The sequence below is a fragment of the Streptomyces asiaticus genome (genome assembly GCF_018138715.1).
Taxonomy (GTDB): Bacteria; Actinomycetota; Actinomycetes; order Streptomycetales; family Streptomycetaceae; genus Streptomyces; species Streptomyces asiaticus.
In genome coordinates this window covers 1,663,150-1,689,655 of sequence record NZ_JAGSHX010000006.1, presented here as the reverse complement: position 1 = coordinate 1,689,655, position 26,506 = coordinate 1,663,150, and the positions used below count along the sequence as shown (strand labels likewise).

Genomic DNA, 26,506 nt, shown 5'->3' with positions numbered 1-26,506 from the left:
GCTCAGGTGGTGTACAGCGCCTCGACCTCGACGGCGTACGCCTGTTCGATGGCCTTTCGCTTCAATTTCAGCGACGGCGTCAGCAGACCATGCTCCTCGGAGAACTGCGCGGCAAGTATCCGGAAGGTGCGAATCGACTCCGCCTGGGAAACGGTGGTGTTCGCCGCGACCACCGCCCGCCGGATCTCGGTCTCCAGATCGGGGTCCCGGACCAGCTCGCCCGGCGGCAGCTCCGGCTTGCCGCGCATCGTCAGCCAGTGCGCGACCGCCTCCGAGTCCAGGGTGACCAGCGCCGCGACATACGGGCGGTCATTGCCCACCACGATGCACTGGGCCACCAGCGGATGCGCCCGCACCCGCTCCTCCAGGCCCGCCGGGGAGACCGACTTGCCGCTGGAGGTCACCAGGATCTCCTTCTTCCGCCCGGTGATGGTGAGATAGCCGTCGTCGTCCAGCGTGCCCAGGTCGCCGGTGGCGAGCCAGCCGTCGCGCAGCACCGCGTCGGTCGCCTTGGGATCGCCGAGGTAGCCCTCGAAGACCTGGCCGCCGCGCACCCACACCTCGCCGTCGTCGGCGAGGTGGACCGTGGTGCCGGGGATCGGCACGCCGACCGTGCCGAAGCGGGTCTGCTCGGGCGGGTTGGCGGTGGCGGCGGCGGTGGACTCGGTGAGGCCGTAGCCCTCGTAGATGATGACGCCCGCGCCCGCGAAGAACAGGCCGAGCCGCCGCTCCATGCCCGAACCGCCCGACATCGCGTGCCGCACCCGGCCGCCCATCGCGGCGCGCACCTTGCCGTAGACGGCCTTCTCGAAGAACTGGTGCTGCATCCGCAGCCCGGCGCCCGGACCCGGCCCGGTGCCGAACGCCTTGGCCTCCTGCGCCTCTGCGTACCGCACCGCCACGTCCACGGCCTTCTCGAACACCCCCAGCTTGCCCTCCGCCTCGGCCTTGCGGCGGGCCGCCGCGAACACCTTCTCGAAGATGTACGGCACCGCGAGGATGAAGGTCGGCCGGAACGTCTTCAGATCGGGCAGCAGCGCGGCGGCCGAGAGCCTGGGCTGGTGACCGAGCTTGACTCTGCCGCGGATGGCGGCGACCTCCACCATCCGGCCGAAGACATGGGCGAGCGGGAGGAAGAGCAGGGTGGCGGCCTCGTCACCCCGCTTGGAGTGGAAGGCCTCCTCGTACCGCTCGACGATGTTGTCGCATTCCGCCATCAGATTGGCGTGGGTGATCACACAGCCCTTGGGGCGGCCGGTGGTGCCGGAGGTGTAGATGATGGTCGCGGGCTGCTCGGGGGTGACGGCCAGCCGGTGCCGTTCCACCAGATCGTCCTCGACGGATTCCCCGGCCGCCAGCAGCTCCTCCAGCGCTCCCGCGTCCAGCTGCCACAGCTGCCGCAGATGCGGCAGCCGGCCGACCACCGAGCCGACCGTCATCGCATGGTCCTCATGCTCCACGACACAGGCGGAGACCCCCGCGTCATGCAGCATCCAGCAGACCTGCTCGGCGGAGGAGGTGGGGTACAGCGGGACGCTCTGGGCGCCGATGGCCCACAGGGCGAAGTCGAAGAGCGTCCACTCATAGCGGGTGGGGCACATGATGGCGACGCGGTCGCCGAACCGGACACCACGGGCCAGCAGGCCCTTGGCGAGCGCCGTCACCTCGTCCCGGAACTGGCCCGCGGTCACGTTCTGCCAGCCGCCGTCCGCCGTCTTGCGCGCCAGTGCAACCCGGAGGGGGTCGGAGTCCGCATGGTCGAAGACGGCGTCCGCCAGTCCTCCGGCCTGAGGCGGCGTCGCCAACGGGGGGACGGTGAACTCGCGCAATACCTGCTCCTTGAAGCCGCTGGGCACAGCGCCGCGACCGTACCCGATCCGGCCCCCGATGCGGGAGAGGTGTTTTGTGCCCGGAACGTACGGAATGCCGGGCGGACAGTGAGGTGAAAGGGCACCAATCAGGCGTTGGCGAGGGCGGATTGCGTGGAGTCTGGTCCTATGCGCCGCGTGTGTGGCTCATATGTAACGGTCTTCTGCACGAAATCTCTCCGATCGTGGCACAGGCCCGGCCAGGATCGCGGCGGCGAGTCGCTCCGCGGCGGCGTGCGAGGCGTCCTCCCGCCGACGCTTTCCGTACAACAGTACGAAATCCACCGGGCCGAGGTCGGGCAGTCCGGCCCGTTCGGGGACCGGCGCCAGGCCGGGCGGAATCAGGCCATGGGTGTGGGCCATCACCCCGAGCCCGGCGCGGGCCGCCGCGACCAGTCCGTTGAGACTGCCGCTGGTGCACACGATCCGCCATGACCTGCCGTGCCGCTCCAGCACATCCAGCGCGCGGGCCCGGGTCAGCCCGGGCGGCGGGAAGACGATCAGGGGCAGCGGACGGTCCGGATCCAGCCGCAGCCGCTCGGCGCCGATCCACACCAGCCGGTCCCGCCACACCAGCTGCCCGCCCGGCCGGTCCTCCGACCGCTTGGCCAGCACCAGATCCAGCTTGCCCGCCTCCAGCCGCTCGTGCAGGGTGCCCGACAGCTCGACGGTGAGCTCCAGGTCCACCTCGGGATGGTCGCGGCGGAACCCCTCCAGGATCTCCGGCAGCCGGGTGACCACGAAGTCCTCCGAGGCGCCGAAGCGCAGCCGGCCGCGCAGCCGGGTGCCCCGGAACCAGCTCGCCGCCCGCTCGTTCGCCTCCAGGATGGAGCGGGCGAACCCCAGCATCGCCTCGCCGTCCTCGGTCAGCTCCACCCCGTGGGTGTCGCGGGCGAAGAGCTGCCGCCCCACGGCCGCCTCCAGCTTGCGCACCTGCTGGCTCACGGTGGACTGGCGCACCCCGAGGCGGTCGGCGGCCTGGGTGAAGCTGAGGGTCTGGGACACCGCGAGAAACGTCCGGAGCTGGGCGGGGTCGTACATGGCGGCCACTGTACGCCGAGGCCATCACGGGACGCGATGACAGTCAGAGCGGTATACGGGATTCCCGATGGCCTTGATCGAGAGCATGATGAACGGGGCCCCGTCCGTGTCCGAAAATGCCAGGCCAGCCGAGAAAGAGCGAGAAAGAGAACGAATGCCCAGCCCGCACCGCCCGCACCCCTCGCACCGCCCGCACCGCCTGCGTCTGCGCAAGATCGCCCTTCCTGCCCTTCCCGCCCTTCCCTCCTGGCTCCCCCTGGACGGTTTCATCCTCGGGCTCATCGGCACCGTGGCGCTCGCCGTGCTGCTCCCGGTCAGCGGCCGGGCCGCCACCATCACCGACGGGGCCACCACGGTCGCGGTCGCCTTCCTCTTCTTCCTCTACGGCGCCCGGCTCTCCACCCGGGAGGCGCTGGACGGGGTGCGCCACTGGCGGCTCCATCTGACCGTGCTGGTGTGCACCTTCGTCATCTTCCCGGCCCTCGGCCTGGCCGCGCGCGGCCTGGTGCCGTACGTGCTGACGCATCCCCTCTACACCGGGCTGCTCTTCCTGTGCCTGGTGCCCTCCACGGTCCAGTCCTCCATCGCCTTCACCTCGATCGCCCGGGGCAATGCGGCCGCCGCGATCTGCGCGGGCTCCTTCTCCAGCCTGCTCGGCGTGGTGGTCACCCCGGCGCTGGTCGCGCTGTTGCTGGGGGGCAGCGGAGGCGGCTTCTCGGCCGACTCGATGATCAAGATCGGGCTTCAGCTGCTGGCCCCCTTCCTCGCCGGTCAGCTGCTGCGCCGCTGGATCGGCGGCTTCATCTCGCGCCACCGGGCGGTGCTGCGTCTTGTGGACCGGGGCTCGGTGCTGCTCGTGGTCTACGCGGCGTTCAGCGAGGGCATGGTCCGGGGCATCTGGCACCAGGTGACCCCGGCGCGGCTGGCGATCCTGCTCGGCGTCGAGGCGGTCCTGCTCACGGTGATGCTCACGCTCACCTCGTACGGCTCGCGGAAGCTGGGCTTCGTCCGCGAGGACCGGATCACGATCGTGTTCGCGGGGTCGAAGAAGAGCCTGGCCGCCGGGCTGCCGATGGCGAGCGTGCTCTTCGGAGCCCAGGCGAGCCTGGCGGTGCTGCCGCTGATGCTCTTCCACCAGATGCAGCTGATGGTCTGCGCGGTGCTGGCCCGCCGCTTCGCGGCGCGGGCGCCGGAGGCGGCGGGGACGGAAGCCGGGAACCGGTCGTCCGTGGCTCAGGCTGATACGGACAGCGCGGACGACCCTGCCCTGACCCGCGTCTGACGTCAGCGGGTGGCGGCCGGGTTTCCGACGGTCTGGTCTCCGTCTCGGTCGCCGTCTCCATCCGCATCTCCATCCGCATCTCCGTCGCCGTCTTCGGCAGGCGGCAGCGGCTTGCGGGCGATGAGAGACGCCTGCGGGGTGGGTTCCCAGCGCTCCGGTTCCCGGAAGGTCCGGGCGTGGACCGGCAGTCCGGCCCCGGCCAGCAACTCGGCGATCCGGTCCGGCTGCCACCGGCGGAAGGTCAGCGACACCTCATGGCCGAACGCCTCCGTGTAGTCCCGCTGCTCATCGCCCACCTGGAAGCCCACCAGCACGTATCCACCGGGGGCCAGCACCCGGTGGAACTCGGCGAACACATCCGGCAGCCGCTCCTGCGGAATGTGGATCGTGGAGTACCACGCCACCACGGCGGCGAGGGTGCCGTCCGGGATGTCCAGGGCCAGCATCGACCCCTCCTCGAACCGCAGCCCGGGGTGCTCCCGCCGGGCCAGCTCCACCATCCGCGGCGACAGGTCGATCCCGTACACGGACAGCCCCAGACCGTGGAGATGCGCGGTCACCCGGCCCGGCCCGCAGCCCACATCGGCCACCGGTCCGCCCCCGGCGTTCCGCACCAGCTCGGCGAAACCGGCGAACATCGCCCGTTCCAGCGTCTGGGCCGCCAGTTCATCGCGGAAACGCTCGTCGTAGTCAAGGGCCATGGCGTCGTAGGACGCCCGGGTGGAGTGGAGGAAGTCGGCTTCGGTCACGGCTGAACACCCTAGCGGGGGCCCGGCGGACCACGCGGCGGAGCCGCATATCGATGCTTTCCCCTCCCCGCCCCTTCCCACTACCAGGGCCCCGCCCCTGGACCCCGGGGTTGGCTGAGCAGCCCGCTGCCAGGCGTTGGGGTCTGTCGGATGGCGCTGGGTGCGGGTGGCTCCTTCGTGTGGCGTCGATGTGCGGCTCGGCGGCGTGGGAGGTTTTGCGCCTGGATTCCGGGGTCTGGGGTGGGGGCGGAGCAGTCCGGTCCCAGGCGTTGGGGCCCGTCGGACGCCCCTGGGTGCGGGTAGCCCCTTCCGGCGGGATCGACGTGCGGCTCGGCCGCGTGGCAGGGGGCTTCGCCCCTGGACTCCGGGGTTTGGGGTGGGGGTGGAGCAGCCGCTGCGCCGGGCGTTGGGGTCCGTCGGATGGCGCTGGGTGCCGGTGGCTTCTTCCCGTGGTATCGAAATGTGGCTCGGCCGCGTGGCAGGGGGCTTCGCCCCTGGATTCCGGGGGCTGGGGCGGAGCCCCAGTTTCGGGAAGGGGCGGGGAGGGGAAAGCAGCCCGCCGCAGGCGACACGATCCGTCGGACACCGCTCAAGCGGGACGCACCACGCCGGGCCCCGTTGTCAGACCCCTCTGAGAGGCTTCGGACATGACGACGCTCACGCTGCAACTGACCATCGACTGTGCCGAGCCACACCGGATGGTGGCCTTCTGGTCCGAGGCCCTGGGCTATGTGCCCGAGCCCCCGCCGGGCGGCCAAGCCACCTGGCGGGAGTACTGGGCGGACATGGGGGTGCCCGCGGAGGAGCTGCCCCCCGGGGCCGGGGAGACCCCGGAGTCCATCGTGGATCCGGAGGGGCAGGGCCCGCGGGTGTGGTTCCAGCAGGTTCCGGAGTCCAAGGTCACCAAGAACCGGCTGCATCTCGATCTGAAGGTGGGCGGTGGGCGGGATGTGCCCCTCGCGGTCCGCACCGAGCGCGTCACCGCGACCGTGGACCGGCTGAAGAAGGCCGGAGCCACGGTCCAGCGGATCATGGACGAGCCGGAGATGGAGCACTACGCGGTGGTGCTCCAGGACCCGGAGGGCAATGAGTTCTGCGTCGTCTAGCCGTGGGATGACCGCACGCGGTCGAGCGGGAGGTGGACGAGGGCGCCGGAGTGAGGGTCGTCGAGCGGGGCGTTGAACTCGCGGACGCGGCGCAGTTCGGTGTCGGACAGGGCGCGGGCGTACAGGCGGAACTCATCGAGATCGCCCGTCATAGAGGACCGGCTGTCCACGGCCTGGCCGAGATGGAGGCCGAAGGGCGCGGTGCGGCTCACGGTGCCCGGGGCGTCGGGGGCGGTGACCGCGGTGCCCCCGTCCACGGTGAGGGAGAGCCGTCCGCCGCTGCGGACGAGGGCGATGTGGTGCCACTGCCCGTCGTTGTACGCGGCGTCGGTGGACACCGAGGCACTGGTGAAGGTGGCGAAGCCGTTGACCGTGGTCATCAGCGCCCGGATCCGGTTGCTCCCGGGCTCACCCCGCAGCCAGACCTGTGGCTGTTTGTTGCCGATGCCGCCCATCCACAGGAACGGATGCTGCCCGGAGGCGGCCGAGTAGCGGAACCACAGGCTCACGGTGAAGTCGCGGGTGCCGAGCGGCAGGGCGTTCCGGTACGGGACCCGTACGGCGTCGTCCGTGCCGTCGAACGACAGCGCGTCGCCGAAGCGGCCGTCGTCACGCCCCGCCGCGCCGCCGAGCACGGTTGCGGGCCGGGCGCCGGGCGCGCGGTCGTCGGTGGTGGGGGAGGGCGGCCGCCGGGAGCCCAGCCAGTCCTCGGTGAAGCGGGCGAAGCGGATCTCGTCACGGGCGTCCACCGCACCGCCCTCGTACAGCAACCCCACCGTGTCGCGGGAGATCGCGACCATGTCCGAGTAGCCGGACCAGTCGGTGGTGACGACCTTGCCGCGGTCGACACCGTCCCAGGTACGGGCCTCGTCCCAGGAGGAGCGGACCATCATGGTGCGGCGGCGGTCGGGGTCGGCGGGGGCGGAGAAGAGCAGTCGGCTGTAGCCGTCGCGGGCCGGGTCGCGCAGCCGCAGGATCGAGCCCTGCACCTGAGGGGTGGGCAGATCGGGGATGGTGCGGAAGGGCGCGGTGAAGCTCTGGCCGCCGTCCCGGCTGATGGCGTAGTCGCGGTGGCCGAGATCGGTGCCGTCCTGCTCCCGGCCGTTGACGTAGATCGAGCCGTCGGCCCGCTCCACCAGCGTCATCTCGGACGGCTTCTGGCGGAAGGTGCCGTCCTCCGCGAGCGGATAGCTGTCCACCGCGCCGATGCGCCAGCGGTCGCCGCCGTCGTCGCTGTAGGCGAGCGCGGCGTGGTTGTCGGTGATGCGGCCGCCGCTGAAGCTCTCGGTGTTGAGGGTGAAGACCAGCCGGCCCTTGTGGCGTCCGCGCTGGAGCTGGATGCCGTGGACGGGGCCGGTGGCGTACCAGGAGTTCCACTGGGCCGGCATCAGTGAGGAGCTCAGATCGCGCGGGGCCGACCAGGTGGCGCCGTTGTCGTCGCTGTACTGGAGGTGCGGGGAGCGGTCACAGGGGACGTCGCAGCTCTGGGAGTCGTCGCGGCCGGTGTTGTAGGTGCTGGCGAGCACGACGCGGCCGGTGCGCTGGTCCACGATGGGCGCGGGGTTGCCGTGGGTGTCACCGTTGCCGTCGTTGACCACCTGGAGCGGGCCCCAGGTGCGGCCGCCGTCGGTGGAGCGCTTGAGGACCAGATCGATGTCCCCGGCGTCACCGCAGTTGTCGACCCGGCCCTCGGCGAAGGCCAGCAGGGTGCCGTCCTTGGCCTTGACGACCGCCGGGATCCGGAAGCAGGAGTAGCCCTGTTCCTGGGCAGACTTGAAGAGGACCTGTTGTTCGAAGCCGGAGTCGGAGCTGGAGCCGGAGCTGGAGCCGGAGCTGGAGCCGGAGTCGGCGCGGGCCGCGGACGCGGAGGAATCCGTGTCCGCGGCCCGTACCGGAAGCGGGATCAGGGCCAGCGCCACGGCGGTGAGGAGCACGGAGGCGCGCCGCCGCCACGGTCTGGTACGGGAGCGGGGAGGTCTGCTGCGGGGACGTGTGCGGAGAACTGACGCCATGGTCACGGCCTGCCCTTCAGACTGCCTTGTTGAGGCATCGGCATCTGGACGTCGAGGCCGTCAGGCATCACGCCATGAGGCATCATGCCGTCAGGACATCAAGACATCCCATGTCTCACACATGACTGCGGCTGAAAGTGTCTCGTCCTGTGGTCGCCCGGGACAAGGACCGTGCGTCATATCCTCGTGACGCTGCGCCAGTTGAGGTGAGGGCGGGGCGCGAGGGGGACGGTGCCCGCCCCCGGATGGCGCCCCGCCTCGGTCAGCCCATGGCCGTCTGACCCGCCGTGATGACCCGGTCCAGCAGCGACCGGGACAGCTCGAGCTCCTCGATGGCCGAGGTCATCCGGTCCCGCTCGGCGCGCAGTTCGCCCAGCAGATCCGGGCAGGTGGGCACGAGGTGCTCACCGTCGTCGTGGAGACACGGCAGGACCTGGGAGATGGTCGCCGTCGACAGCCCGGCCGCCAGCAGCGCGCGGATGCGCCGCACCACCGCCACATCGGACGCGCGGTACGCGCGATAGCCGCTGGGCAGCCGCTCGGGCCGGAGGAGGCCCTGCTGTTCGTAGTAGCGCAGCAGCCGTTCGTTCACCCCGGTGCGGCGGGACAGCTCGCCGATCCGCATGGGCCTCCTCCTCGCGGCCGTTCGCCTCCGAACCCTCCAATGCGTGTCAGAGTTTACGGCCTCCGATCCCCTCGCACAGAACCCGGTCGATAAGGCCCTGCATGACCTTCTCGGCCCGGAGCAGCTGCTCGTCATCGGCGGTCTTCCCGCTGGAACTGATGGTCACCGAGCGCCGCCCGCCCTCGGTGAAGCCGGTACGCACCGTGGCCCCTTCGAGGTCGCCGCCGTGGCCCCAGCGGTAGCCGCCGCAGCTGAGCGGCTGGCGGATCATCCCGAGCCCGTACTGGGCGTGGGGGAAGGCCACCTCGAAGTCCGGCCCCACGGGGACCGTCCGGCGCATCTCGGCCAGCTGCGCCGGGGGCAGCAGACGGCCGCTCAACAGGGCGGTGTAGAACCGGTCCAGATCGCGATCGGTGGTGATGATGGAACCGGCCGCACCGCCCCAGGAGACGTTCCGCAGCGTGGTGTCCGTCCAGCTGTCGGAGCCGGGGAAGCGCTGATACGTATGGGCGTACGGGGCCTTGATCCGCGGATCGTCCCCGGGCTCGGAGGTGCCGGTCAGGCCCAGCGGGCGGATGACGCGGTCGCGGACCTCCTCCGGCCAGGCCCGTCCGGTGACCTTCTGGATGATCATTCCGGCCAGGACATAGCCGGGGTTGGAGTAGTTCCAGTCGGGCTTCGGGTCATCGGCCGAAGCGGGCGGGAAGTCGGGCCGGTGCTTCATCGCCCCGGCGACCACCCGCTCGGGGGAGACATGGCCGAACCGGGTCCGCTCGAAGTCCGCCGCCGAGTCGCCGGTGTCGTCGCTGTAGGCGTAGTTGTGGATGCCGCTGGTGTGCTGGAGCAGATTCCTGACGGTGATCCGGCGGCCGTCGTTGCCATTGCCGCTCACCACGCCCGGCAGCCACTTGTCCACCGGGTCGCTCAGCGAGAGCCGCCCCTCGGCGACCAGTTGGAGCACGACCGTGGCCACGAAGGACTTGGTGACGCTCGCGGCCCGGTAGTGCGCCCCGTACGGCATGGGGCGGCCGGTGTTGCGCTCCGCCTCGCCCGCGCGGGCGTGGATCCGGCGGTGGCCGTCGCGCACCTCCACGGTGATGCCGATGAATCCGGCGTCCTCCAGAGTCCGGGCCACCGCACGCCGCAACTCGGCCTCGGTGAGCCGCCGGCCCGTGGGGGCGGAGGAGTCGGCGGAGCCGGTGGAGTCGGTGGACGAGGCGGAGCCGGATTCCGGTGCTGTGGCGGCGGCCGGGACCGCGGCCGCACCGCCGAGGAGGGCGGCGGTGACGGCGGCGGCTGTGACGAGGCGTAAACGAGGGCGCTTCGTGGGTGCGTTCATGTCTCACCAGCTTCCGGGAGCGGTGGTGCCCCGGCCATGCGGCAAGCCCCCGGGGTTCGGGTAGGGACAGCCCCATGGCCGGGTTCCAGCCGGGCTTCGGCCGACTTCGGTCGAGCTCCGGCTGGGCTCCGGCCGGGCGCTCGGGGCCGGTCAGGCCGACGAGCCGCTGTCCACCACGAGATCCGTGCCGACCACGGCGCCCGCCGCCGGTGAGGCGAGGTAGAGCACGGCAGCCGCGATCTCGTCCGCCTCCGCCACCCGGCCCAGCGGAGTCTCGCTCTTCGCCCGCTCGGCGCGGTCGGCCTCCGTCTCACCCGGCAACAGCGACATGGGGCCGTCGGAGGCGCCGGGGCTGACCGCGTTGATCCGGACGCCCTGGTGGATGTGGTCGAGCGCGGCGATCCGGGTCAGCGTGGCGACCGCCGCCTTGGAGGTGCTGTAGGCGCCGAGGCCCGATACCCGCAGATGGGCGCCCAGGTTGGAGGAGACATTGACGATCGCCCCGCCGCCGTGCTCCTTCATATGCGCGATCTGGTGCTTCATGGCCAGCCAGACACCGGTGACATTGGTGCGCAGCACCGCCTCCCAGTCCTCCTCGCTGATCTCGCCGACGGGCCCCTTGCCGCGCAGTATCCCGGCGTTGTTGACGGCGATGTCCAGTCCGCCGAAGCGGGCGACGGCGGCGTGCACCAGTTCCCGCAGCTGCCCGGAGTCGGTGACATCGGCGGTCACGGCGGCGGCCCGGCCATCGGCGGCCTCGATGAGGCGGACCGTCTCGGCCAGCGTGGATTCGGTGCGGCCCGCGGCCACCACGGAGGCGCCTTCGGCGGCGAAGGCGAGCGCGATGGCACGGCCGAGACCGGTGCCCGCTCCGGTGACGAGGGCGGTCTTTCCGGTGAAGCGGTTCACTGCGTGGCTCCTTGAGGAAGAGAGGAGGGACGGGACGGACGGCTCCGCTGGACGCGGAGGTTCAGGGCGGCGACGAGAGCGAGCGCGGCCCCCGTCGCGGCGAGGGAGACGGCATCGCTGCCGAAGGTGAGCACGATGGCGAAGACCACGGTCGGGCCGAGCTCCATCGCGGTGTTCAGCACCCCGCCGGCGAGTCCGGTCCGCTCATGCGGCACCCCATGGGTGGTGAGCACGGCGGCCCCGGCGAAGGAGGCGGCGGCACCGGCCGGCAGCAGCACCAGCCCCGGCAGCAGCGCCGAGGCATACGCGGCGTGCGGGTCGAGCCCGGTGAGGGCGAGCAGCGCCAGCCCGGCCCCGGCCGTGGCCAGCCCGGCGGCGGTGACGACGCGGGGGCCGAAGCGGGCTATCAGTGGCCCGGCCGCCCGGCCCGAGGTGAGCAGGGCGATGGCGAACGGCACAAAGGCGGCCGACGTTCGCAGCGGCGACCAGTCACGGTCCTGTTGGAGATGGAGCGAGAGGGTCACAAAGGTCATCGCGGTCGCACAGGCGCTGAAGGCGATGGCCGCGAGGGCGAGCGCCCGCCGCCGGTCCAGCAGGAAGCGGGGCGGCAGCAGCGGGTCGCCCGCCCGGCGCTCCGCGTACCAGAACGCGATGAGCAGCGCGGCTCCGATGAGCAGGGGCACCAGCACCCCGGCCGAGAACCAGGGCAGGGCGTCGGTGACCACGAGCCCATAACTTGCGAGCGTGATCCCGGCCGTGGCCAGCAGCGCGCCCGGCAGATCGAGCGCCCGGCCCCGGCTCGGCGGGGTGTCCGGCAGCAGCCGGGGCGCGAGGACGAGGGCGGCCACGGCCACCGCCAGCGGTACGGCGAAGCTCCACCGCCAGGACAGCAGCTCGGCTATCACACCGGAGAGCAGATTGCCCGCGGTCGCGCCGAGCACGGAGAGCCCGCCCCAGGTCGCCATCGCCTTGCCGTAGACGGTGGGAGCGGGGAAGACGGCGCGCAGCACGGTCATGGCGGCGGGCGCTGTCAGGGCCGCACCCGCGCCCTGGGCGAACCGGGCCGCGAGCAGGGTCCCGATACCGGGGGCGAACGGGGCGGCGGCCGAGGCGGCGGCGAACAGGATGAGCCCGGCGGTGAGGGCCCGCCGCCCGCCGTAGCGGTCGGAGAGGCGCCCGCCGAAGAGCAGCAGCCCGGCGAAGGTCAGCCCGTAGGCGGCGCTGAGCAGGATCAGATCGGCCCGCTCCAGGCCGAAGACCCGGCCGATCTCGGGCAGCGGCACGGCGATCGCCGCGAGCGTGAAGATCAGGGTGATCTGGACGGAGCCGAGCAGGGCGAAGGCCCGGCGATGGTGGGTCGTGAGGGTGGTGGGGTTGGGGCCCGTGTCCGCGTTGGTATCGGTGTCGGGGTCGCACGGGGTGTCGGTGACGGTCATCTCTCCCCCAATATTTGACCGATCGTTTTAATATAAGGGCATGCGAATGGACTCTGTGTGACTCCCGTGATCGTGAGAAATTCAGTCCAGCAGTGCCAGCGCCTGCTCCGCCGCGTCCCGCACCCGGGCCGGGTCGTCCGACGCCTTGCCGACCACCCGCAGCCCCTGCAACAGCACGAACAGCATCCGCGCCAGCGCGCGGGGGTCGCGGTCCTCGGGGAGCTCCCCCTGGGCCTGGGCCCGTATCAGCGCGGAACACAGCGGGGTCTCCACGCGGTCCCAGCTGAGCTCCACCCGGCGGGCCGCCGCCGGGTCGTGCGGCGCCAGCTCGGCCGCCGTGTTGGTCACCAGGCAGCCGGCCCGCCGCAGCTCCGGGGAGGCGGCCTCCTCGGCGAAACGGCGCACCACCGCCCGCACCGCGGGCAGCGCGGGACCGGGCTGGGACAGCTCGGCCAGCAGGGACGGGTCGCGCGTCTCCGCGTAGCGGTCCATGGCCTTCAGGTACAGCTCGTGCTTGCTGCCGAAGGTCGCGTAGATACTGGCGCGGCCGATGCCGAGGTAGTCGACGAGGTCCGCCATCGAGGTCGCTTCATAGCCGCGCTGCCAGAACAGCTCGAGAGCCGACTGGAGGGCGGCCTCTGGATCGAATTCCTTCGTTCTGGCCATGGCCCAACCGTAGCACCTAATCAGAACGAGCGGTCAAGAACACTTTCGAGTGAAGCCCCGGACGCGGAACGTAGGCCCGAACGCGGAACGTAGCTACGGGACTGTGGGGCGGCGGGGCCACCGGGCCCGGTAGGGGCCGGCCGACGCAGGGGGCGCTCCCCGTCGGCCGGCCCGCCAACCCGTGCAGCGGGCGGACCGCTTCTCAGGCCCCGCCAACCGCTGTCCGCAGGGCGAGCCGCTGCTCGCCCGCGTACACGTTCATCGAGGTGCCGCGGAGGAAGCCGACCAGGGTCAGCCCCGTCTCCGCCGCCAGATCCACCGCCAGCGAGGAGGGCGCCGACACCGCCGCCAGCACCGGGATCCCCGCCATCACGGCTTTCTGCGCCAGCTCGAAGGAGGCGCGCCCCGAGACCATCAGCACCGACCCCGACAGCGGCAGCAGGCCCTGCTGGAGCGCCCGCCCCACCAGCTTGTCCACCGCGTTGTGCCGCCCCACGTCCTCCCGCAGGTCCAGCAGCTCACCGTCCGGGCTGAACAGCGCCGCCGCGTGCAGACCGCCGGTCCGGTCGAAGACGCGCTGCGCCGCGCGGAGCCGGTCAGGGAGCACCGTGAGCGTCTCAGGCTCGATCCGGACGGCGGAGCCCCCGGCGTCCTCGAGGCCGTCCGCCAGCGGCCAGCGCGCGGTCGTCCGCACCGCGTCCAGGCTGGCCTTGCCGCACAGGCCGCAGGACGACGTCGTGTAGACATTGCGCTCGAGCGTGATGTCCGGGACCGGCACGCCCGGCGCCAGCGTCACATCCACCACGTTGTAGGTGTTGGATCCGTCCTGGGTGGCGCCCGCGCAGTAGACGATGTTCGCCAGCTCGTCCGCGCGCCCGAGGACGCCCTCGCTCACCAGGAACCCGGCGGCGAGGGCGAAGTCGTCGCCCGGCGTGCGCATGGTGATGGCCAGCGGTTTGCCGTTCAGCCGGATCTCAAGCGGCTCCTCCGCCACGAGGGTGTCCGGCCGGGTGCTGACCGCCCCGTCCCGGATGCGGATGACGCGGCGTCGCTCGGTGACCCGTCCCATGTCGATCAGTCCCGGTTCTGTGCGTGGTTCTGTACGTGCTGGTACCCGAATCGGCCCTTGATGCACAGGTTCCCGTGCGTGACGGGGTTGTCGTGCGGCGAGGTGACCTTCACGATCTCATTGTCCTGCACATGGAGGGTGAGATTGCAGCCCACACCACAGTAGGCGCACACCGTGGTCGTCTCCGTTTGGGCCGCCTCGTCCCACGTCCCGGCCGCCCGCATGTCGAACTCCGTCTTGAAGCTCAGCGCGCCGGTCGGGCACACCTCGATGCAGTTGCCGCAGTAGACACACGCGGAGTCGGTGAGGGGCGCGTCGTGCTCGGTGGAGATCCGGGCGTCGAAGCCGCGGCCCGCGACCGCGATCGCGAAGGTGTTCTGCCACTGCTCACCGCAGGCGTCCACGCACTTGTAGCAGAGGATGCATTTGTCGTAGTCGCGGACGTACAGGTCGTTGTCGACCTTCGGCTCCTCGGCCACCCGGGCCGCGTCCGCGCCGAAGCGGTCCGGCTCGGCCCCGTACTTCTCGATCCACTCGGCGGCGCGCGGGGTCGTGGCCAGATCGGTTGAGGAGGCCAGCAGCTCCAGGACGACCTTACGGCTGTGCCGGGCCCGCTCGGTGTCCGTGCGCACCTCCATGCCCTGCTCCACCCGGCGGGAGCACGCGGGGGCGAGGGTGCGGGCGCCCTCCACCTCCACCACACACACCCGGCAGGCGTTCTTCGGGGTGAGTGTGTCGCCCTGGCACAGGGTCGGGATGTCCTTGCCCGCGGCACGGCACGCGTCCAGCAGGGTGCTGCCCTCCGGGGCGCGGACCGGTTCGCCGTCCAGGGTGAGGTCGACCAGTCGGCGCGGGGGTCGCAGCGGTATCGCGGTCACTTGAAGGCTCCCAGGCGGTCGATGGCGGACTCCACGGCGTTCCAGGCGGTCTGGCCCAGACCGCAGATCGAGGCGTCCCGCATGGCCTGGCCGACCTCGCGCAGCAGCGCGATGTCCCCGGCCGCGGCGGCGCCCGTACGGTCCTTGAGCCGGTGCAGCGCCTCCTCCTGCCGTACGGTGCCCACCCGGCAGGGGACGCACTGGCCGCAGGACTCGTCGCGGAAGAACTCCGCGATACGCAGCAGGATGCGGGGCAGCTCGACGCCCTCGTCCAGCACCAGCACCACCCCCGAGCCGAGCGTGGTGCCCGCCGCGCGCGTGCCCTCGAAGGTCAGCGGCACGTCCAGCTCGTCGGGGCGTACGAAGCCGCCCGCGGCGCCGCCGAGCAGGACCGCGCGCAGGGTCTCGGGCGGCCCCGCGAGCTCCAGCAGCTCCCGCAGCGTCGCCCCGAACGGCAGCTCGTAGACGCCGGGCCTGGCGACCGTGCCGGAGACGCAGAACAGCTTGGTGCCGGTCGAGGTGCCGGTGCCGGTACGCGCATACGCCTGTGCGCCCTCGATCAGAATCGGCAACACATTGACCAGGGTCTCCACGTTGTTGACCGCGGTCGGCTTGCCGAACAGCCCCTTCTCGACCGGGAAGGGCGGTTTGCTGCGCGGTTCACCGCGCCGCCCCTCGATCGAGTTGAAGATCGCGGTCTCCTCGCCGCAGATGTACGCGCCCGCGCCGCGCCGGATCTCGATGTCGAACGCGAATCCCTGGCCCATGACGTCCTCACCGAGGAATCCACGGGCCCGGGCCCGGTCGATGGCGGTGCGCAGCCGGCGCAGCGCGCGCGGGTACTCGCCGCGCAGATACAGATAGCCGCGGTGGGCCCCGGTGGCGTAGCCCGCGACGGTCATGGCCTCGACGAGGGCGTAGGGATCGCCCTCCATCAGGACCCGGTCCTTGAAGGTGCCCGGTTCGCTCTCGTCGGCGTTGCAGACCAGGTAGTGCGGCTGGTCGGGCTGCTGGGCGGTGGCCGACCACTTCCGCCCGGTCGGGAACGCGGCCCCGCCCCGCCCGACCAGACCCGACTCGGTCACCTCCCGGATCACCCCGGCGGGCCCGAGCGCGAACGCGCGCCGCAGAGCGGCGTATCCGCCGTGGGCACGGTAGTCGTCGAGCGACCCCGGGTCGACCACCCCGACCCGGCGCAGCAGCACCAGGCCGTCGGCGCCGGCCTGGTGGACCGCGGCCACCGCGGGCGGCTCGGCTGCCGCCTCGTGCGGCGCGGACGCCGCGTCGGCGACCGCCTCGGCGGTGGCGGGGGCGACGACCGCGGCCCGCGGGGCCTCGCCCGCGCGGATGGCCAGGGCCGCCGGGGCGCGCTCGCACAGGCCCAGGCACGGACTGGGCTGCCAGACCGCCCCGGACCCCGCCGAGCCCGCCGGGCCCACGTCCCGTTCGAGCTCCGCGCACACCTGGGCGGAGCCCCGGGCCGCGCACGCCAGATCCGTACAGACGTGGACGACGGTCGCCGGACGGGGTTTCACCGCGAACATCGCGTAGAAGGTCGCCACCCCGTAGCCCTCGGCCGGAGGGACCGTCAGCCGGCGGCACAGATAGTCCAGGCCGCCCTCGCTGATCCAGCCCACCCGGTCGTTGAGGGCGTGCAGTCCGGGCAGCAGCAGATCGCGCCGCTCCCGTGCCTCGCGGCCGCCGCGCGCCCAGCGCAGATCCGTGTCCGTACGGTCGTCCGCGCCCTCCCAGGCGGACTCGGGCGGGCCGAGCAGCGCGTCGACCGCCGCCCGCTCCTCGTCCGTGGGCTTGCTGTCACCGAACCGCAGATCCACGATCAGCTCCTTACGGCGGTCACGGGAATCTTCTCGATCCTTATGGCCGACGCCTTGAACTCCGCCGTCCCCGCGATGGGGCAGTTCGCCTCGATCGTCAGGGAGTTGGTGTCCACCTCGTCGGGGAAGTGCATGGTCATGAAGGCGAGCCCCGGCCGCAGCCCGGGATCGATCCACACCGGAGCAACCACCGAACCGCGCCGCGAGGTGACCCGCACCCGCTCCTCGGCCTCCACCCGGTAGCGGGCCGCGTCCTCCGGGCACAGCTCGATGTACTCGCCGCGCCGCAGCGGAGAGGCGAAACCCCCGCTCTGCACCCCGGTGTTGTACGAGTCCAGGCGCCGTCCCGTCGTGAGCCGGATCGGGAAGGTGTCATCGGTCAGATCGACCGGCGGATCGTGCTTCACCGGGCCGAAGGGGGCGAGCGGACCGCGCAGCGCCGGATCGTTCTCCCACAGGCGGCCGTGCAGATAGGTGGGCTCGAGACGGTCGGTGCTGGGGCAGGGCCACTGGATGCCCTGGTGCTCCTCCAGCCGCTCGTAGGTCATGCCGAAGTGGTCCGGGGAGACGGCGCGCAGCTCGTTCCAGACCTCCTCCGCGCCCTCGAACTTCCAGTCGTGGCCGAGCCGCCGCGCCAGCGCGCAGATGATGTCGATGTCCTCGCGCGCCTCGCCCGGCGGCTCCACGGCCTTGCGCACCCGCTGGACGCGCCGCTCGCTGTTGGTGGTGGTGCCCTCCGTCTCGCACCAGCCGGCGGTCGCCGGGAGCACCACATCGGCCAGCTCGGCGGTCCTGGTGAGGAAGATGTCCTGCACCACCAGGTGCTCCAGCGACTCCATCCGCCGGACGGCCTGCTCGGTGTCGGCCTCGGACTGGGCCGGGTTCTCGCCGACGCAGTAGACGGCGCGCAGTTCGCCCGCCTCCATGGCCTCGAACATCTCGGTGAGGTTCAGTCCGTAGCGCGGCTGGATGACCACGTCCCAGGCGCGCTCGAACTTGGACCGGACGGGCGGGTCCAGGATGTCCTGGAAGCCGGGCAGCCGGTTGGGGATGGCGCCCATGTCGCCGCCGCCCTGCACGTTGTTCTGGCCGCGCAGCGGCTGGAGCCCGCAGCCGTACCGGCCGACATGGCCGGTCAGCAGGGAGAGATTGATCAGCGCCCGGACGTTGTCGGTGCCGTTGTGGTGCTCGGTGATGCCGAGCGTCCAGCACAGCTGGGCGCGCTCGGCGGTGGCATAGGCGTGCGCGAGGTCGCGGATGGCGTCCGCCGGGACGCCGGTGACCTTCTCCGCGACGCTCAGGGTCCAGGGCTCCACATGGGCCGCGTACTCCTCGAAGCCGGTGGTCGCGCGCTCGATGAAGGCCCGGTTGGCGAGCCCCGCGTGGATGATCTCGCGGCCCACGGCGTGGGCGAGCGGGATGTCGGTGCCCACATTGAGCCCCAGCCAGCTCTCCGCCCATTCGGCGGTCGAGGTGCGGCGCGGATCGACGGCGTACATCCGGGCGCCGTTGCGGATGCCCTTGAGGACGTGATGGAAGAAGATCGGGTGCGCGAAGCGGGCGTTGGAGCCCCACATCACGATGAGGTCGGTGTCCTCGACCTCCGCGTACGACGAGGTGCCGCCGCCGGAGCCGAAGACGGCGGACAGCCCCGCGACGCTGGGCGCGTGGCAGGTGCGGTTGCAGGAGTCGACGTTGTTGGTGCCGATCACCACCCGGGTGAACTTCTGGGCCACGTAGTTCATCTCGTTGGTGGCGCGGGCGCAGGAGAACATGCCGAACGCGTCGGGCCCGTGGGCCGCCGTCACGGCCCGGAACCCGGCGGCGGCCCGGCTCAGCGCCTCGTCCCAGGAGGCGCGGCGGAGCTCTCCGCTCACCGAGTCCCGCACCAGGGGATGGGTGAGTCGCGGGTACTGCTTCTGCTGTCGGTTGCGCTGGCGGTTACGGGCCACGACGGGCTCCTTACGGCGGTCACGCCGCGCGGTGCGACGTGAGGGGACCGAGCGTCCGGGAATCGTCGACTGAATATTGAATACAGTATGCCCGAGAAGGGGGTCAAGGAGTCGGACGACACCTCAACCCCCCGTCGGGCTCCCGGTGATGGGACCTCGGACCGTGGGGAGAGCTCAGTCGGCGGAGCGGGCTCAGCCGGTGAAGAGCTGGGTGGCCTTCTGGACGAGCTCGTAGACCCCGTACCCGAAGGGCAGCACCACCCAGGCCCAGACGGCCACGGTCAGCGCCGTGCGGTCTTTGGTGGGCTCGGTCATCGGTCCCCTCCCTTCTCGGCGGGGGCCGCCTCGGACTCGGCCGCCGCGGGGGCCGGTTCATGGAAGCGCGGGTGGACCGGCCGTATCAGCTCGTTGGCGACGAAGCCGACGACCAGCAGCACGATCATGATGGTGAGCGAGAGCGAGTACAGCCCGGGGCCGGTCTTCCCCGCCTCCTCCTGGTGGTCGGCCACCTTGTTGACGATGTACGGGCCGAGGACCCCGGCCACCGACCACGCGGTGAGCAGCCGGCCGTGGATCGCGCCCACCTGATAGGTGCCGAACAGGTCCTTCAGATACGCCGGAACGGTCGAGAAGCCGCCGCCGTAGAAGGAGAGGATCACCAGGGCGCACACCACGAACAGCGGCTTGGAGGAGTCCCCGAGCTGTGAGATGGCCAGATACATCAGCGCGCCCACGCCCAGGTAGACCCGGTACATGTTCTTGCGCCCGATGAGGTCGGAGGTGGACGACCACAGCAGCCGCCCGGCCATGTTGGCCGCCGACAGCAGGGCGACGAAACCGGCTGCCGCGGTGGCGGACACGGGGGTGTCGGTGTCCTTGAAATAGTCGCCGATCATGGGCGCGGCCTTCTCCAGGATGCCGATGCCCGCCGTCACGTTCATGCACAGCACCACCCACAGGAACCAGAACTGCGGGGTGCGGATGGCGTTGCGCGCGGAGACGTCGGCCGCGCTGATCATGTGCCCCTGCTCCTGCGGCGGTTCCCAGCCGGCCGGCCGCCAGCCCTCGGGCGGTACGCGTACCAGCAGTACGCCGAGGGTCATGAACACCGCGTAGGTCACGCCGTGGACCAGGAAGGTGGCGGCGATGCCGCCGTTGTCGGTGCCGAAGTGCTCCAGCAGCTTGCTGGACCAGGGAGACGCGATCAACGCTCCGCCGCCGAAGCCCATGATGGCGATGCCGGTGGCCATGCCGGGCCGGTCGGGGAACCACTTCATCAGCGTGGAGACGGGGGAGATGTAGCCGATGCCGAGACCGATCCCGCCGATGAAGCCGTAGCCGAGGACCACCAGCCAGTACTGGCTGGTGGCGGCGCCGAGGGCGGCGACGAGGAAGCCGGAGGAGAAGCAGACGAGGGAGACGAACATCGCCCAGCGCGGGCCGTTGCGCTCCACGAGCGTGCCGCCGAAGGCGGCGGACAGGCCGAGCATCACGATGCCCAGCTGGAAGGGGAGCGCGCTGGCCGTGCCCGAGAGGTCCATCGAGGACTCCAGGGGCGGCTTGAACACGCTCCACGCGTAGGCCTGGCCGATCGAGAGATGGACGGACAGGGCGGCGGGCGGCACCAGCCAGCGGCTCCAGCCCGGTGGGGCCAGGGTGCGCGAGCGGCTGAGCGGGCCGAGACGATCATTGGTGGGCATGTGCCCGGACTTTAAGGATTCAACGAGTCGATGACTAGACGTCAAGGCACCTGGGATGTGTCGGCGGCGTGGACAGGTTGGGTAAACTGTAGACAATAACCAATTCACGCATACGGTGAATCCGGACATCCGGTGAACAGCGAGCCAGAGGGGGCGCGATGCCGTCCAGGGGACTACCGCAGGGCGCGGTGCCGAAGCTGGAGCGGCCCGGGCCACTCCGCGAGCGCGTCTACGAGGCGCTGCTCGAACTCATCACCACCCGCGCCCTCCGCCCCGGCCAGCACCTCGTGGAGAGCGAGCTCGCCGGCCATCTCGGCGTCTCCCGCCAGCCCGTGCGCGAGGCCCTCCAGCGGCTCAACACCGAGGGCTGGGTCGATCTGCGGCCCGCCCAGGGCGCGTTCGTCCACGAGCCCACCGAGGAGGAGGCCGATCAGCTCCTCACGGTGCGCACGCTCCTCGAGGCCGAGGCCGCCCGGCTGGCCGCCGCCGGGGCCGACGAGACCGGCGTCGCCGCCCTGGAGGACCTGTGCGCGAAGGGCGAGCGCGCGGTCCTGGACGACGATGTGGACGGCGCGGTCGCGGCCAATGCCGAATTCCACGCCAAGGTGATGGAGCTCGCCGGAAACGTGGTCCTGTCCGAACTGGCCGCCCAGGTGGACCGCAGGGTCCGCTGGTACTACACCCCGGTCGCCCGCCAGCGCGGCAAGCAGTCCTGGATCGAGCACCGCGAGCTGATCGCGGCCATCGCCGCCGGCGACGAACACGGCGCCACGGCCGTCATGCGCGCCCACACCGAACACACCCGCCGCACCTACCACGACCGCGAGCGCCCCTGACCCGATCCGCCGGTCCGCCCGGCGCCGCGACCCTCAAGCCACCTCCATGCGCTCGACCGCGTCCTTGGCCTCCTTCAGACCGGCGTCGGTGAGCTCCCGGTAGACCTTGATGGCCTCGATCTTCTTGCCCTGCCGCACCAGGTCCATCACCCGCTCCAAGCCGGGCTCCGCCACCTGGATGTCCAGATGGCCGAGGATCAGATCCAGCTTGCGCTCGATACGGTCCGCCCTGCGCTGGATCTTCTGAATCCTCGACTCCAGCAGCGGATACTGAAGTATGAGGGCCATGATCGCGATGTACGCCGCTATCTCCATGAGGGGCGATCGTAGTGGCGCGGATCGGCGATCGTGGCGGTGCGCCGCCGCCGGTCCTGTTACGGGTTGGGTGACCGGCTGTTACAGAGCGGTGGTGGGACTGTCGGTGCCCGGGGCCATACTGAGATGGGTCGGGCTTCCGATGCGGGGCCCGCTCGACGGAACCATGGCGACTACCCAACGGGGGTGGGTTCGTGAAGTTCGACATGGGCAGTTCCACGCTGTCAACGCTGACCTCCCAGACATCCGGATCGAGTGATGACCTGGGGGCGCTCATCCGCCAGCTGATCGCCGCGGCGCAGCCGCTGGAAGGCCGTTTCAACGGCGCGGGCAAGGCGGCGTTCGACCAGTTCAAGCAGAACGCGGACGAGATCACCGCGGCGCTCAACGGCTCACTGCGGGACATCCTGGGCGGCCAGTCCGGGATGGACAAGGCATTCGGCAGCGGTGACGTGGAGTCGGCGGACAACGCGCGGCAGACCATGGCCGCGGCCAATTTCGACGCGGCCCGTTTCAACGGCCGGTGAACACGGCGGGGGTGACGAGCAATGGGGAATCAGGATCGGCGCAGCTACGACACGGGGGCGTCGGGTGAGGTGCAGGGGAGCCTCGGCCTGGTGATCGGGCAGCTGGAGCGGGTGCTCACCGATCGGGACCGGGCGGTGAAGGCGGCGATGGCGGACTTCACCGCCGACGGTGTGGCCGACGAGTACCACGGCAAGGAAGCGCGGTGGAACAAGTCCGCCGCCGAGGTGCGGCAGATCATCCAGCTGGTGAAGTCCACTCTGGAGAAGAACGACGGGACCGCCCAGCAGACGCTGTCCAGGGCCAAGGCCGCGGTGGACGCCATCGGCTGAACTTGCGCGACACCGCGCGCCGTTGAGGCTGAAAGGGGGACGTGGTGGGAAAGCCTGAGGACGGCTGGGACATCGACACCAGTGGGGTGCGCGGTGTCCTTCTCAAGACCGGACGTGTGGCCGACGACATCGAGGGCCAGGCGAAGTCGTACGGCAAGCACCTGCTGAGTGCCGCGAAGTCGGCGGGCACGCTGAGCATGGGGTGCGGGCCCAAGCCCGAGGGCGGGCCCGTGGCCGCCGCACTGGTCGAGTTCGAGCAGAAGACAGAGAACGACATCAAGTACATCGCCGCCCGCTCCGGAAAGTCGATCAAGGGTGCGGCGACCGCCACCAAAGAGTACGTCGGGGGCGACCTCGCCATGGCGGCGCACACCCAGCGCGAGGCGTTGAAAGCACCCGATCTGAACCCTCCGGGTAAGCACCATCGGGCCGGTCCGAAATGATCAGTCTGGATGGCATTCCCGAATTCACGGGAAACCTGGAGCAGTTGGAGAAGGACGCGCCGGCGCTGAAGACGGACGCCGGACACGTCCGCAAGACCGGCCAGGGGGTCCACGACCAGTTCCAGGGCCTGTCGGCGTACTACACGGCGCCCGAGGCCGAGCAGCTGTTCGCGACCACCAGGCCGGTCAAGGAGAAGGCCGACGGGTTCGCGACCAAGCTGGAGGCCGTCAGCGACGCCCTGAGCGCATACGCCGCCGAGGTGCGGCCCATCGTCGAGCGGCTCAAGCGGCTCAGGGCGGAGGCCGCCGAGTTCATCAGGGAGAACGGAGGCGACGACGACTGGAAGGACGACGGGGACAAGGTCCAGCACAACAATGACCTGATCGCCGATGTGGGCGCGGCCACGGCCGCGTTCGAGGCTGCCGAGCGGAGCTGCGCCAACAAGATCAGTGCTCTTGTCGGCGGCACCCACTGGGTGGTCGACGACGGGTCCCACAAGCCAGGGATGTACGGCTACACGGCCGACGTCTTCCAGCACGCGGAAAAGACGCCCTGGGGCACTCAGGAGTCGGAGACACACCACTGGTACGAGTTCGGCCACTGGATCAAGAGCTTCGTCTGGGACGGCTTCATCGTCGACGGCGTCTGGGGGACCATCCGGGGTCTGGGCACCATGGTCGGGGTCGACGGCTGGGACGCCTTCAAGAACTCCTGGGCGAACCTCGGCAAGCTGGCCGTGGGCCTCTCGCTGAACACGCTGCTGCCGGGCTGGTACATGACGCCGGACTCCATGTTGCCGGGGTTTCTCAAGAGCACCAAACACACCATGATCAACGCCGGTAAGGCGATGGTGGCATGGGATGAGTGGGGCAAGAACCCGGCCCGAGCGGCGGGCGGAGTCACCTTCAACGTGCTCACGGCCATCGCCACGGACGGCGCGGGGTCCGCCGCCAAGTCGGGCGCCGTCGCGCGGACGCTCAGCGTGGCGGGGAAGGTCGGCAAGGTCGTGGACCCGATGACCTACGTCTTCAAGGGCGCGGGCATCGGACTGTCCAAGCTCAAGGTCGGCGACCTGGTGAGCCATCTGAAGAACCTGCGCGCCGGCAGCGGTGTGCAGCTGCCGGACGGCTCACTCAAACTTCCGGACGACACGGTCTTCCGCCCGGACGGCTCGGTCAAGCTGCCCGACGGCAGCGTCCTGCACAAGAACGGCGCTCTCGAACTCCCCGACGGCACCGTGCACCACCCGGTGCACGAGCCGTCCGCCGCCGACCGGCAGGCGCTGGACACGGCCCGGCGCGCCCGGCAGCGGGAGCTCGCCCATGTGGGCGCACCCGGCCACGAGGTGGGCCGCGCCCCGGACGACCTGGGCCCCCGCGCGAGCGACGACGGCCCGAAGGACCCGCCGAACGACCCACCGAACGACCCGCCGGAGAAGCACACGCCCACCACGAGCGGCGGCTCCCACCCCACCACCCACGACACCGGCACCCCCACCCACGACCCCGCCGCCCCGGGCGGCGGGGGTGGCGGTGACGGCCCGGGCGGCGGTGGTGGTCCTGGCGGCCCCCACGACCCGGGCGGTCCGGGCGACCCCGGTGGGCCCCATGACCCGGGCGGTCCAGGTGGCCACGACGGGCTTCCCGCCGAGGAGCCCCGACCGTTCGAGCGCGGAGGCGAGACGGAGCGGCTGATCCGCGAACAGCTGCGTGGTACGTCAGTCAAGTCCAACGACCGGGGAAAGCTGCTGGACAACCTCGCCAGGCATCCACAGGGCCAGGAGATCGCCGACACTATCGCCTCCGGCCGGTTCAAGCACTCCTACGGCTTCGACACTTTGCTCTCCAATTTCGCCAAGGAGGACATGAAGGGTGGGATTGACCAAGTCCGCCTCGCCAACCGGCTGCACGCCAGCGGGATCGACGACATCAAATTCGAGGCCAAGGGGAAAGACGGCTTTGAGATCAAGCCCGGCGACTGGATGGAGGATGGGGCGGATCTGGACGTACTGGCCTACGATCACAGGGGTACGGCCTACGGATACCAGTTCAAGACCCTCACGAACCCCAAGAAGCTAATGAAAGCGATTTTCGCGAACATAGACCAGCTGACTCTTTCACATGCCGATGTGCAGACGTTCGTGCTCGACACCAAGGGCACTCTGGCGGATCTGCAAGCCAAGGACATGGCCCGGCGGCTGAACGAGGTGTATGGCACCACTAACGTGCAGTTCGTCATTCGAGTCGAGGACGGCACCCTGATGATTCCCCCCGGCGGAAAGTTCGTTCCTGATCCTGGAGGAGCGCCGTGATCGCGTCAACGCCCGTCGCCCGGTGGACGTGGGGGAATGAGGACGACGCCGTGGACGCTGTCGAGCGGACCCTCACCGGTGTGCTGGCCGGGTTCTCGGTCCTGGCGAGCCACCGGCTCGCCGTAGGTAACCCCCGGGTCCGCGTCTCGGTCCCGGAGTCGGGCCATCCGAAGAACTCCCTCTTCAGCGGCGAATTCGAGGTGACCGAGCCGGACGGAAACGACCTGGTCCGCCTGGTGAGGCGCGGGCTGCGCCCCGGCGAGCCCGGCTCCGTGGAGGCGGACATCAGGTGCCCGGGCGTATGGCTGGGGGCGGACGGCGCCGAGCATCGCGAGGAGCGGTTGCTCACGTTCGGCGCGTCAATGCTCCTCGGTTATTACACGGCACGCCTGACGACTTACTCCGATGCGTGGATGCCGTACGATCTGCGCGGTCGGCCGCAGGAAGCCGTGCACGCGGCGAACTATCCGCGTCTCGCGGCGGCTCTGCGGGAAATCTCCGAGCTCATCGGCGATGACACCGATCCCGGCGATCCCACCTGGTTCGGAAAACCGACCGAGACCGGCGTCGACAATTATTTCGACGAGGACGGTTCGGCATCCGATGTGTGGGGCAGTTTTGAGATCCTCTACCGGAACCGCGTTTTCCACCACAACACGGGGTTTGGCGGGAACGATTATGCCAGGACCGCCAAGGGTGAAGTCGAGTATGTCCCGGTCACCAGTGAGCGCGGGGGCATCCTCGGCTATCTATGGGCCGCGGACGCCGAAGGAGCCGCCAGTTATGAGCCTCGCGACGCCGCCGAGGACGCCGGTTATCACGCGGGCCTGCGGTGGCTGGAGCGGCTGCGGCGGGCCAAGGAAAGCGGGCTCGCGCCCTCGCAAGCCCTCGCCGAGTTCGCCCGCGAGCCGGCCGACACCCAGGCCGGCCGTGTGGACCTGGCTTCCCACGCCACGGCCCCGGACCTTGCCACCCTGCGCGAACTGGCCGGGTGTGAGAACTGATGGCACGGGACTACGACAGTCAGCTGCTGGAGTCGGTGGCGGTCCGGCGGCGGCGGATCCGGGACGCGTTGTTGTTCGGCGCGCAGCGGGGGCGGCGGTCGGTGGATGAGAACCTGGGGAAGGTGTTCGCGGGCATCGTGATCGCGGCGGTGCTGTGCGCCGGTTGCGTGGGGTGGTCGTTCATCTCCGACACCATCGGCAAGCAGGGCCGGTCCGCGCCGGGTGTGCTGACGCCTTCGTCCACCGCGGCGACGGACACGGCACGGTAGGGC

General features: G+C 70.8%; 25 protein-coding genes. 9 read left to right on the top strand and 16 right to left on the bottom strand.

What is annotated here, in order from left to right; translation table 11 throughout:
• Positions 1 to 2: 2 nt before the first annotated feature.
• Together KHP12_RS14815 and KHP12_RS14810 are read right to left on the bottom strand one after the other, a co-directional pair.
• Entirely contained in the window at positions 3 to 1,829 is a 1,827-nt protein-coding gene (locus tag KHP12_RS14815; RefSeq protein WP_211834853.1) for an AMP-dependent synthetase/ligase, read from the bottom strand.
• Between the two features lie 186 nt (positions 1,830 to 2,015).
• On the bottom strand, positions 2,016 to 2,909 hold the full coding sequence (locus tag KHP12_RS14810) for a LysR substrate-binding domain-containing protein (RefSeq protein WP_086883340.1): 894 nt from the start codon (positions 2,907 to 2,909) through the stop codon (positions 2,016 to 2,018).
• 154 nt (positions 2,910 to 3,063) lie between these two features.
• Between KHP12_RS14810 and KHP12_RS14805 the strand changes: the two genes are divergently transcribed.
• Positions 3,064 to 4,191, top strand: coding sequence for a bile acid:sodium symporter family protein (locus KHP12_RS14805; RefSeq protein ID WP_246648563.1), 1,128 nt, complete (start codon positions 3,064 to 3,066; stop codon positions 4,189 to 4,191).
• Positions 4,192 to 4,193: 2 nt separating this feature from the next.
• Here KHP12_RS14805 and KHP12_RS14800 read toward each other — a convergent pair whose 3' ends face one another.
• A complete protein-coding gene (locus KHP12_RS14800) occupies positions 4,194 to 4,940 on the bottom strand; it encodes a class I SAM-dependent DNA methyltransferase (RefSeq protein ID WP_244203012.1) in 747 nt (248 codons plus the stop codon).
• Between the two features lie 647 nt (positions 4,941 to 5,587).
• On the opposite strand from KHP12_RS14800, the gene KHP12_RS14795 reads away from it, so the two are divergent.
• Entirely contained in the window at positions 5,588 to 6,046 is a 459-nt protein-coding gene (locus KHP12_RS14795) for a VOC family protein (protein WP_086885346.1), read from the top strand.
• On the opposite strand, the gene KHP12_RS14790 is transcribed toward KHP12_RS14795, so the two are convergent.
• The 12 genes from KHP12_RS14790 to KHP12_RS14740 form a co-directional block, all read right to left on the bottom strand.
• A complete protein-coding gene (locus tag KHP12_RS14790; protein ID WP_211833041.1) occupies positions 6,043 to 7,980 on the bottom strand; it encodes an exo-alpha-sialidase in 1,938 nt (645 codons plus the stop codon). The genes KHP12_RS14795 and KHP12_RS14790 overlap by 4 nt on opposite strands.
• 340 nt (positions 7,981 to 8,320) lie before the next feature.
• Positions 8,321 to 8,683 carry a MerR family transcriptional regulator gene (locus KHP12_RS14785; protein WP_037957777.1) on the bottom strand — a complete coding sequence of 121 codons (363 nt, stop codon included), beginning with the start codon at positions 8,681 to 8,683 and terminating at the stop codon, positions 8,321 to 8,323.
• A gap of 46 nt (positions 8,684 to 8,729) precedes the next feature.
• Positions 8,730 to 10,022, bottom strand: a complete 1,293-nt coding sequence (locus KHP12_RS14780; protein WP_086885348.1) for a serine hydrolase domain-containing protein — start codon at positions 10,020 to 10,022, stop codon at positions 8,730 to 8,732.
• A 150-nt stretch (positions 10,023 to 10,172) separates the two neighbouring features.
• Entirely contained in the window at positions 10,173 to 10,931 is a 759-nt protein-coding gene (locus tag KHP12_RS14775; RefSeq protein WP_086885349.1) for an SDR family NAD(P)-dependent oxidoreductase, read from the bottom strand.
• Entirely contained in the window at positions 10,928 to 12,367 is a 1,440-nt protein-coding gene (locus KHP12_RS14770; RefSeq protein WP_086885350.1) for an MFS transporter, read from the bottom strand. The genes KHP12_RS14775 and KHP12_RS14770 overlap by 4 nt, the downstream gene beginning before the upstream one ends.
• An 81-nt stretch (positions 12,368 to 12,448) precedes the next feature.
• Positions 12,449 to 13,033 (bottom strand): TetR/AcrR family transcriptional regulator, encoded by a 585-nt coding sequence (locus KHP12_RS14765; RefSeq protein ID WP_086885351.1) that lies wholly within the window; start codon positions 13,031 to 13,033, stop codon positions 12,449 to 12,451.
• Between the two features lie 202 nt (positions 13,034 to 13,235).
• A complete protein-coding gene (fdhD, locus tag KHP12_RS14760; protein ID WP_211833040.1) occupies positions 13,236 to 14,102 on the bottom strand; it encodes a formate dehydrogenase accessory sulfurtransferase FdhD in 867 nt (288 codons plus the stop codon).
• Positions 14,103 to 14,107: 5 nt separating this feature from the next.
• On the bottom strand, positions 14,108 to 14,980 hold the full coding sequence (locus KHP12_RS14755; protein WP_211833039.1) for a 2Fe-2S iron-sulfur cluster-binding protein: 873 nt from the start codon (positions 14,978 to 14,980) through the stop codon (positions 14,108 to 14,110).
• A complete protein-coding gene (locus KHP12_RS14750) occupies positions 14,977 to 16,815 on the bottom strand; it encodes an NADH-ubiquinone oxidoreductase-F iron-sulfur binding region domain-containing protein (RefSeq protein WP_211833038.1) in 1,839 nt (612 codons plus the stop codon). Before KHP12_RS14750 ends, KHP12_RS14755 begins: the two co-directional genes overlap by 4 nt.
• 2 nt (positions 16,816 to 16,817) lie before the next feature.
• The gene (locus KHP12_RS14745) at positions 16,818 to 18,767 is read right to left on the bottom strand and encodes a molybdopterin oxidoreductase family protein (RefSeq protein ID WP_086881202.1); all 1,950 of its coding nucleotides are present in this window, start codon (positions 18,765 to 18,767) and stop codon (positions 16,818 to 16,820) included.
• A 192-nt stretch (positions 18,768 to 18,959) separates the two neighbouring features.
• Complete coding sequence (locus KHP12_RS52405; RefSeq protein ID WP_256653775.1) at positions 18,960 to 19,082, bottom strand: MFS transporter small subunit; 123 nt, start codon at positions 19,080 to 19,082, stop codon at positions 18,960 to 18,962.
• Complete coding sequence (locus KHP12_RS14740) at positions 19,079 to 20,467, bottom strand: L-lactate MFS transporter (protein WP_086881203.1); 1,389 nt, start codon at positions 20,465 to 20,467, stop codon at positions 19,079 to 19,081. Before KHP12_RS14740 ends, KHP12_RS52405 begins: the two co-directional genes overlap by 4 nt.
• A 158-nt stretch (positions 20,468 to 20,625) precedes the next feature.
• Between KHP12_RS14740 and KHP12_RS14735 the strand changes: the two genes are divergently transcribed.
• The gene (locus KHP12_RS14735; RefSeq protein ID WP_086881204.1) at positions 20,626 to 21,303 is read left to right on the top strand and encodes a GntR family transcriptional regulator; all 678 of its coding nucleotides are present in this window, start codon (positions 20,626 to 20,628) and stop codon (positions 21,301 to 21,303) included.
• A gap of 33 nt (positions 21,304 to 21,336) precedes the next feature.
• Here the strand turns inward: KHP12_RS14735 and KHP12_RS14730 are convergent, their stop codons facing one another.
• Positions 21,337 to 21,618: a ribosomal protein L7/L12 gene (locus tag KHP12_RS14730; RefSeq protein ID WP_086881205.1), complete on the bottom strand. Its 282-nt coding sequence runs from the start codon at positions 21,616 to 21,618 to the stop codon at positions 21,337 to 21,339.
• Positions 21,619 to 21,812: 194 nt separating this feature from the next.
• Between KHP12_RS14730 and KHP12_RS14725 the strand changes: the two genes are divergently transcribed.
• The 6 genes from KHP12_RS14725 to KHP12_RS14700 all read left to right on the top strand — a co-directional run bounded on the left by KHP12_RS14725 (position 21,813) and on the right by KHP12_RS14700 (position 26,503).
• Positions 21,813 to 22,145 carry a hypothetical protein gene (locus tag KHP12_RS14725; protein ID WP_037957788.1) on the top strand — a complete coding sequence of 111 codons (333 nt, stop codon included), beginning with the start codon at positions 21,813 to 21,815 and terminating at the stop codon, positions 22,143 to 22,145.
• A 21-nt stretch (positions 22,146 to 22,166) separates the two neighbouring features.
• Positions 22,167 to 22,475, top strand: a complete 309-nt coding sequence (locus tag KHP12_RS14720) for a pore-forming ESAT-6 family protein (RefSeq protein WP_037957789.1) — start codon at positions 22,167 to 22,169, stop codon at positions 22,473 to 22,475.
• 44 nt (positions 22,476 to 22,519) lie between these two features.
• Complete coding sequence (locus KHP12_RS14715) at positions 22,520 to 22,918, top strand: DUF6507 family protein (RefSeq protein WP_308036095.1); 399 nt, start codon at positions 22,520 to 22,522, stop codon at positions 22,916 to 22,918.
• A complete protein-coding gene (locus KHP12_RS14710) occupies positions 22,915 to 25,230 on the top strand; it encodes a hypothetical protein (RefSeq protein ID WP_210610099.1) in 2,316 nt (771 codons plus the stop codon). The genes KHP12_RS14715 and KHP12_RS14710 overlap by 4 nt, the downstream gene beginning before the upstream one ends.
• An 80-nt stretch (positions 25,231 to 25,310) precedes the next feature.
• Entirely contained in the window at positions 25,311 to 26,234 is a 924-nt protein-coding gene (locus KHP12_RS14705; RefSeq protein WP_244203199.1) for a hypothetical protein, read from the top strand.
• Positions 26,234 to 26,503: a hypothetical protein gene (locus KHP12_RS14700; RefSeq protein WP_037957791.1), complete on the top strand. Its 270-nt coding sequence runs from the start codon at positions 26,234 to 26,236 to the stop codon at positions 26,501 to 26,503. Before KHP12_RS14705 ends, KHP12_RS14700 begins: the two co-directional genes overlap by 1 nt.
• The last annotated feature ends 3 nt before the right edge of the window (positions 26,504 to 26,506 follow it).

Excerpts from the sequence above, each read along its gene's own strand:
- KHP12_RS14720 (WP_037957789.1), top strand. The coding sequence starts at position 22,167 with ATGGGGAATCAGGATCGGCGCAGCTACGACACGGGGGCGTCGGGTGAG.
- KHP12_RS14710 (WP_210610099.1), top strand. The coding sequence starts at position 22,915 with ATGATCAGTCTGGATGGCATTCCCGAATTCACGGGAAACCTGGAGCAG.
- KHP12_RS14795 (WP_086885346.1), top strand. The coding sequence starts at position 5,588 with ATGACGACGCTCACGCTGCAACTGACCATCGACTGTGCCGAGCCACAC.
- KHP12_RS52405 (WP_256653775.1), bottom strand. The coding sequence starts at position 19,082 with ATGACCGAGCCCACCAAAGACCGCACGGCGCTGACCGTGGCCGTCTGG.
- KHP12_RS14700 (WP_037957791.1), top strand. The coding sequence starts at position 26,234 with ATGGCACGGGACTACGACAGTCAGCTGCTGGAGTCGGTGGCGGTCCGG.
- KHP12_RS14810 (WP_086883340.1), bottom strand. The coding sequence starts at position 2,909 with ATGTACGACCCCGCCCAGCTCCGGACGTTTCTCGCGGTGTCCCAGACC.
- KHP12_RS14770 (WP_086885350.1), bottom strand. The coding sequence starts at position 12,367 with ATGACCGTCACCGACACCCCGTGCGACCCCGACACCGATACCAACGCG.
- fdhD (WP_211833040.1), bottom strand. The coding sequence starts at position 14,102 with ATGGGACGGGTCACCGAGCGACGCCGCGTCATCCGCATCCGGGACGGG.
- KHP12_RS14805 (WP_246648563.1), top strand. The coding sequence starts at position 3,064 with ATGCCCAGCCCGCACCGCCCGCACCCCTCGCACCGCCCGCACCGCCTG.
- KHP12_RS14785 (WP_037957777.1), bottom strand. The coding sequence starts at position 8,683 with ATGCGGATCGGCGAGCTGTCCCGCCGCACCGGGGTGAACGAACGGCTG.
- KHP12_RS14780 (WP_086885348.1), bottom strand. The coding sequence starts at position 10,022 with ATGAACGCACCCACGAAGCGCCCTCGTTTACGCCTCGTCACAGCCGCC.
- KHP12_RS14730 (WP_086881205.1), bottom strand. The coding sequence starts at position 21,618 with ATGGAGATAGCGGCGTACATCGCGATCATGGCCCTCATACTTCAGTAT.
- KHP12_RS14740 (WP_086881203.1), bottom strand. The coding sequence starts at position 20,467 with ATGCCCACCAATGATCGTCTCGGCCCGCTCAGCCGCTCGCGCACCCTG.
- KHP12_RS14765 (WP_086885351.1), bottom strand. The coding sequence starts at position 13,033 with ATGGCCAGAACGAAGGAATTCGATCCAGAGGCCGCCCTCCAGTCGGCT.
- KHP12_RS14735 (WP_086881204.1), top strand. The coding sequence starts at position 20,626 with ATGCCGTCCAGGGGACTACCGCAGGGCGCGGTGCCGAAGCTGGAGCGG.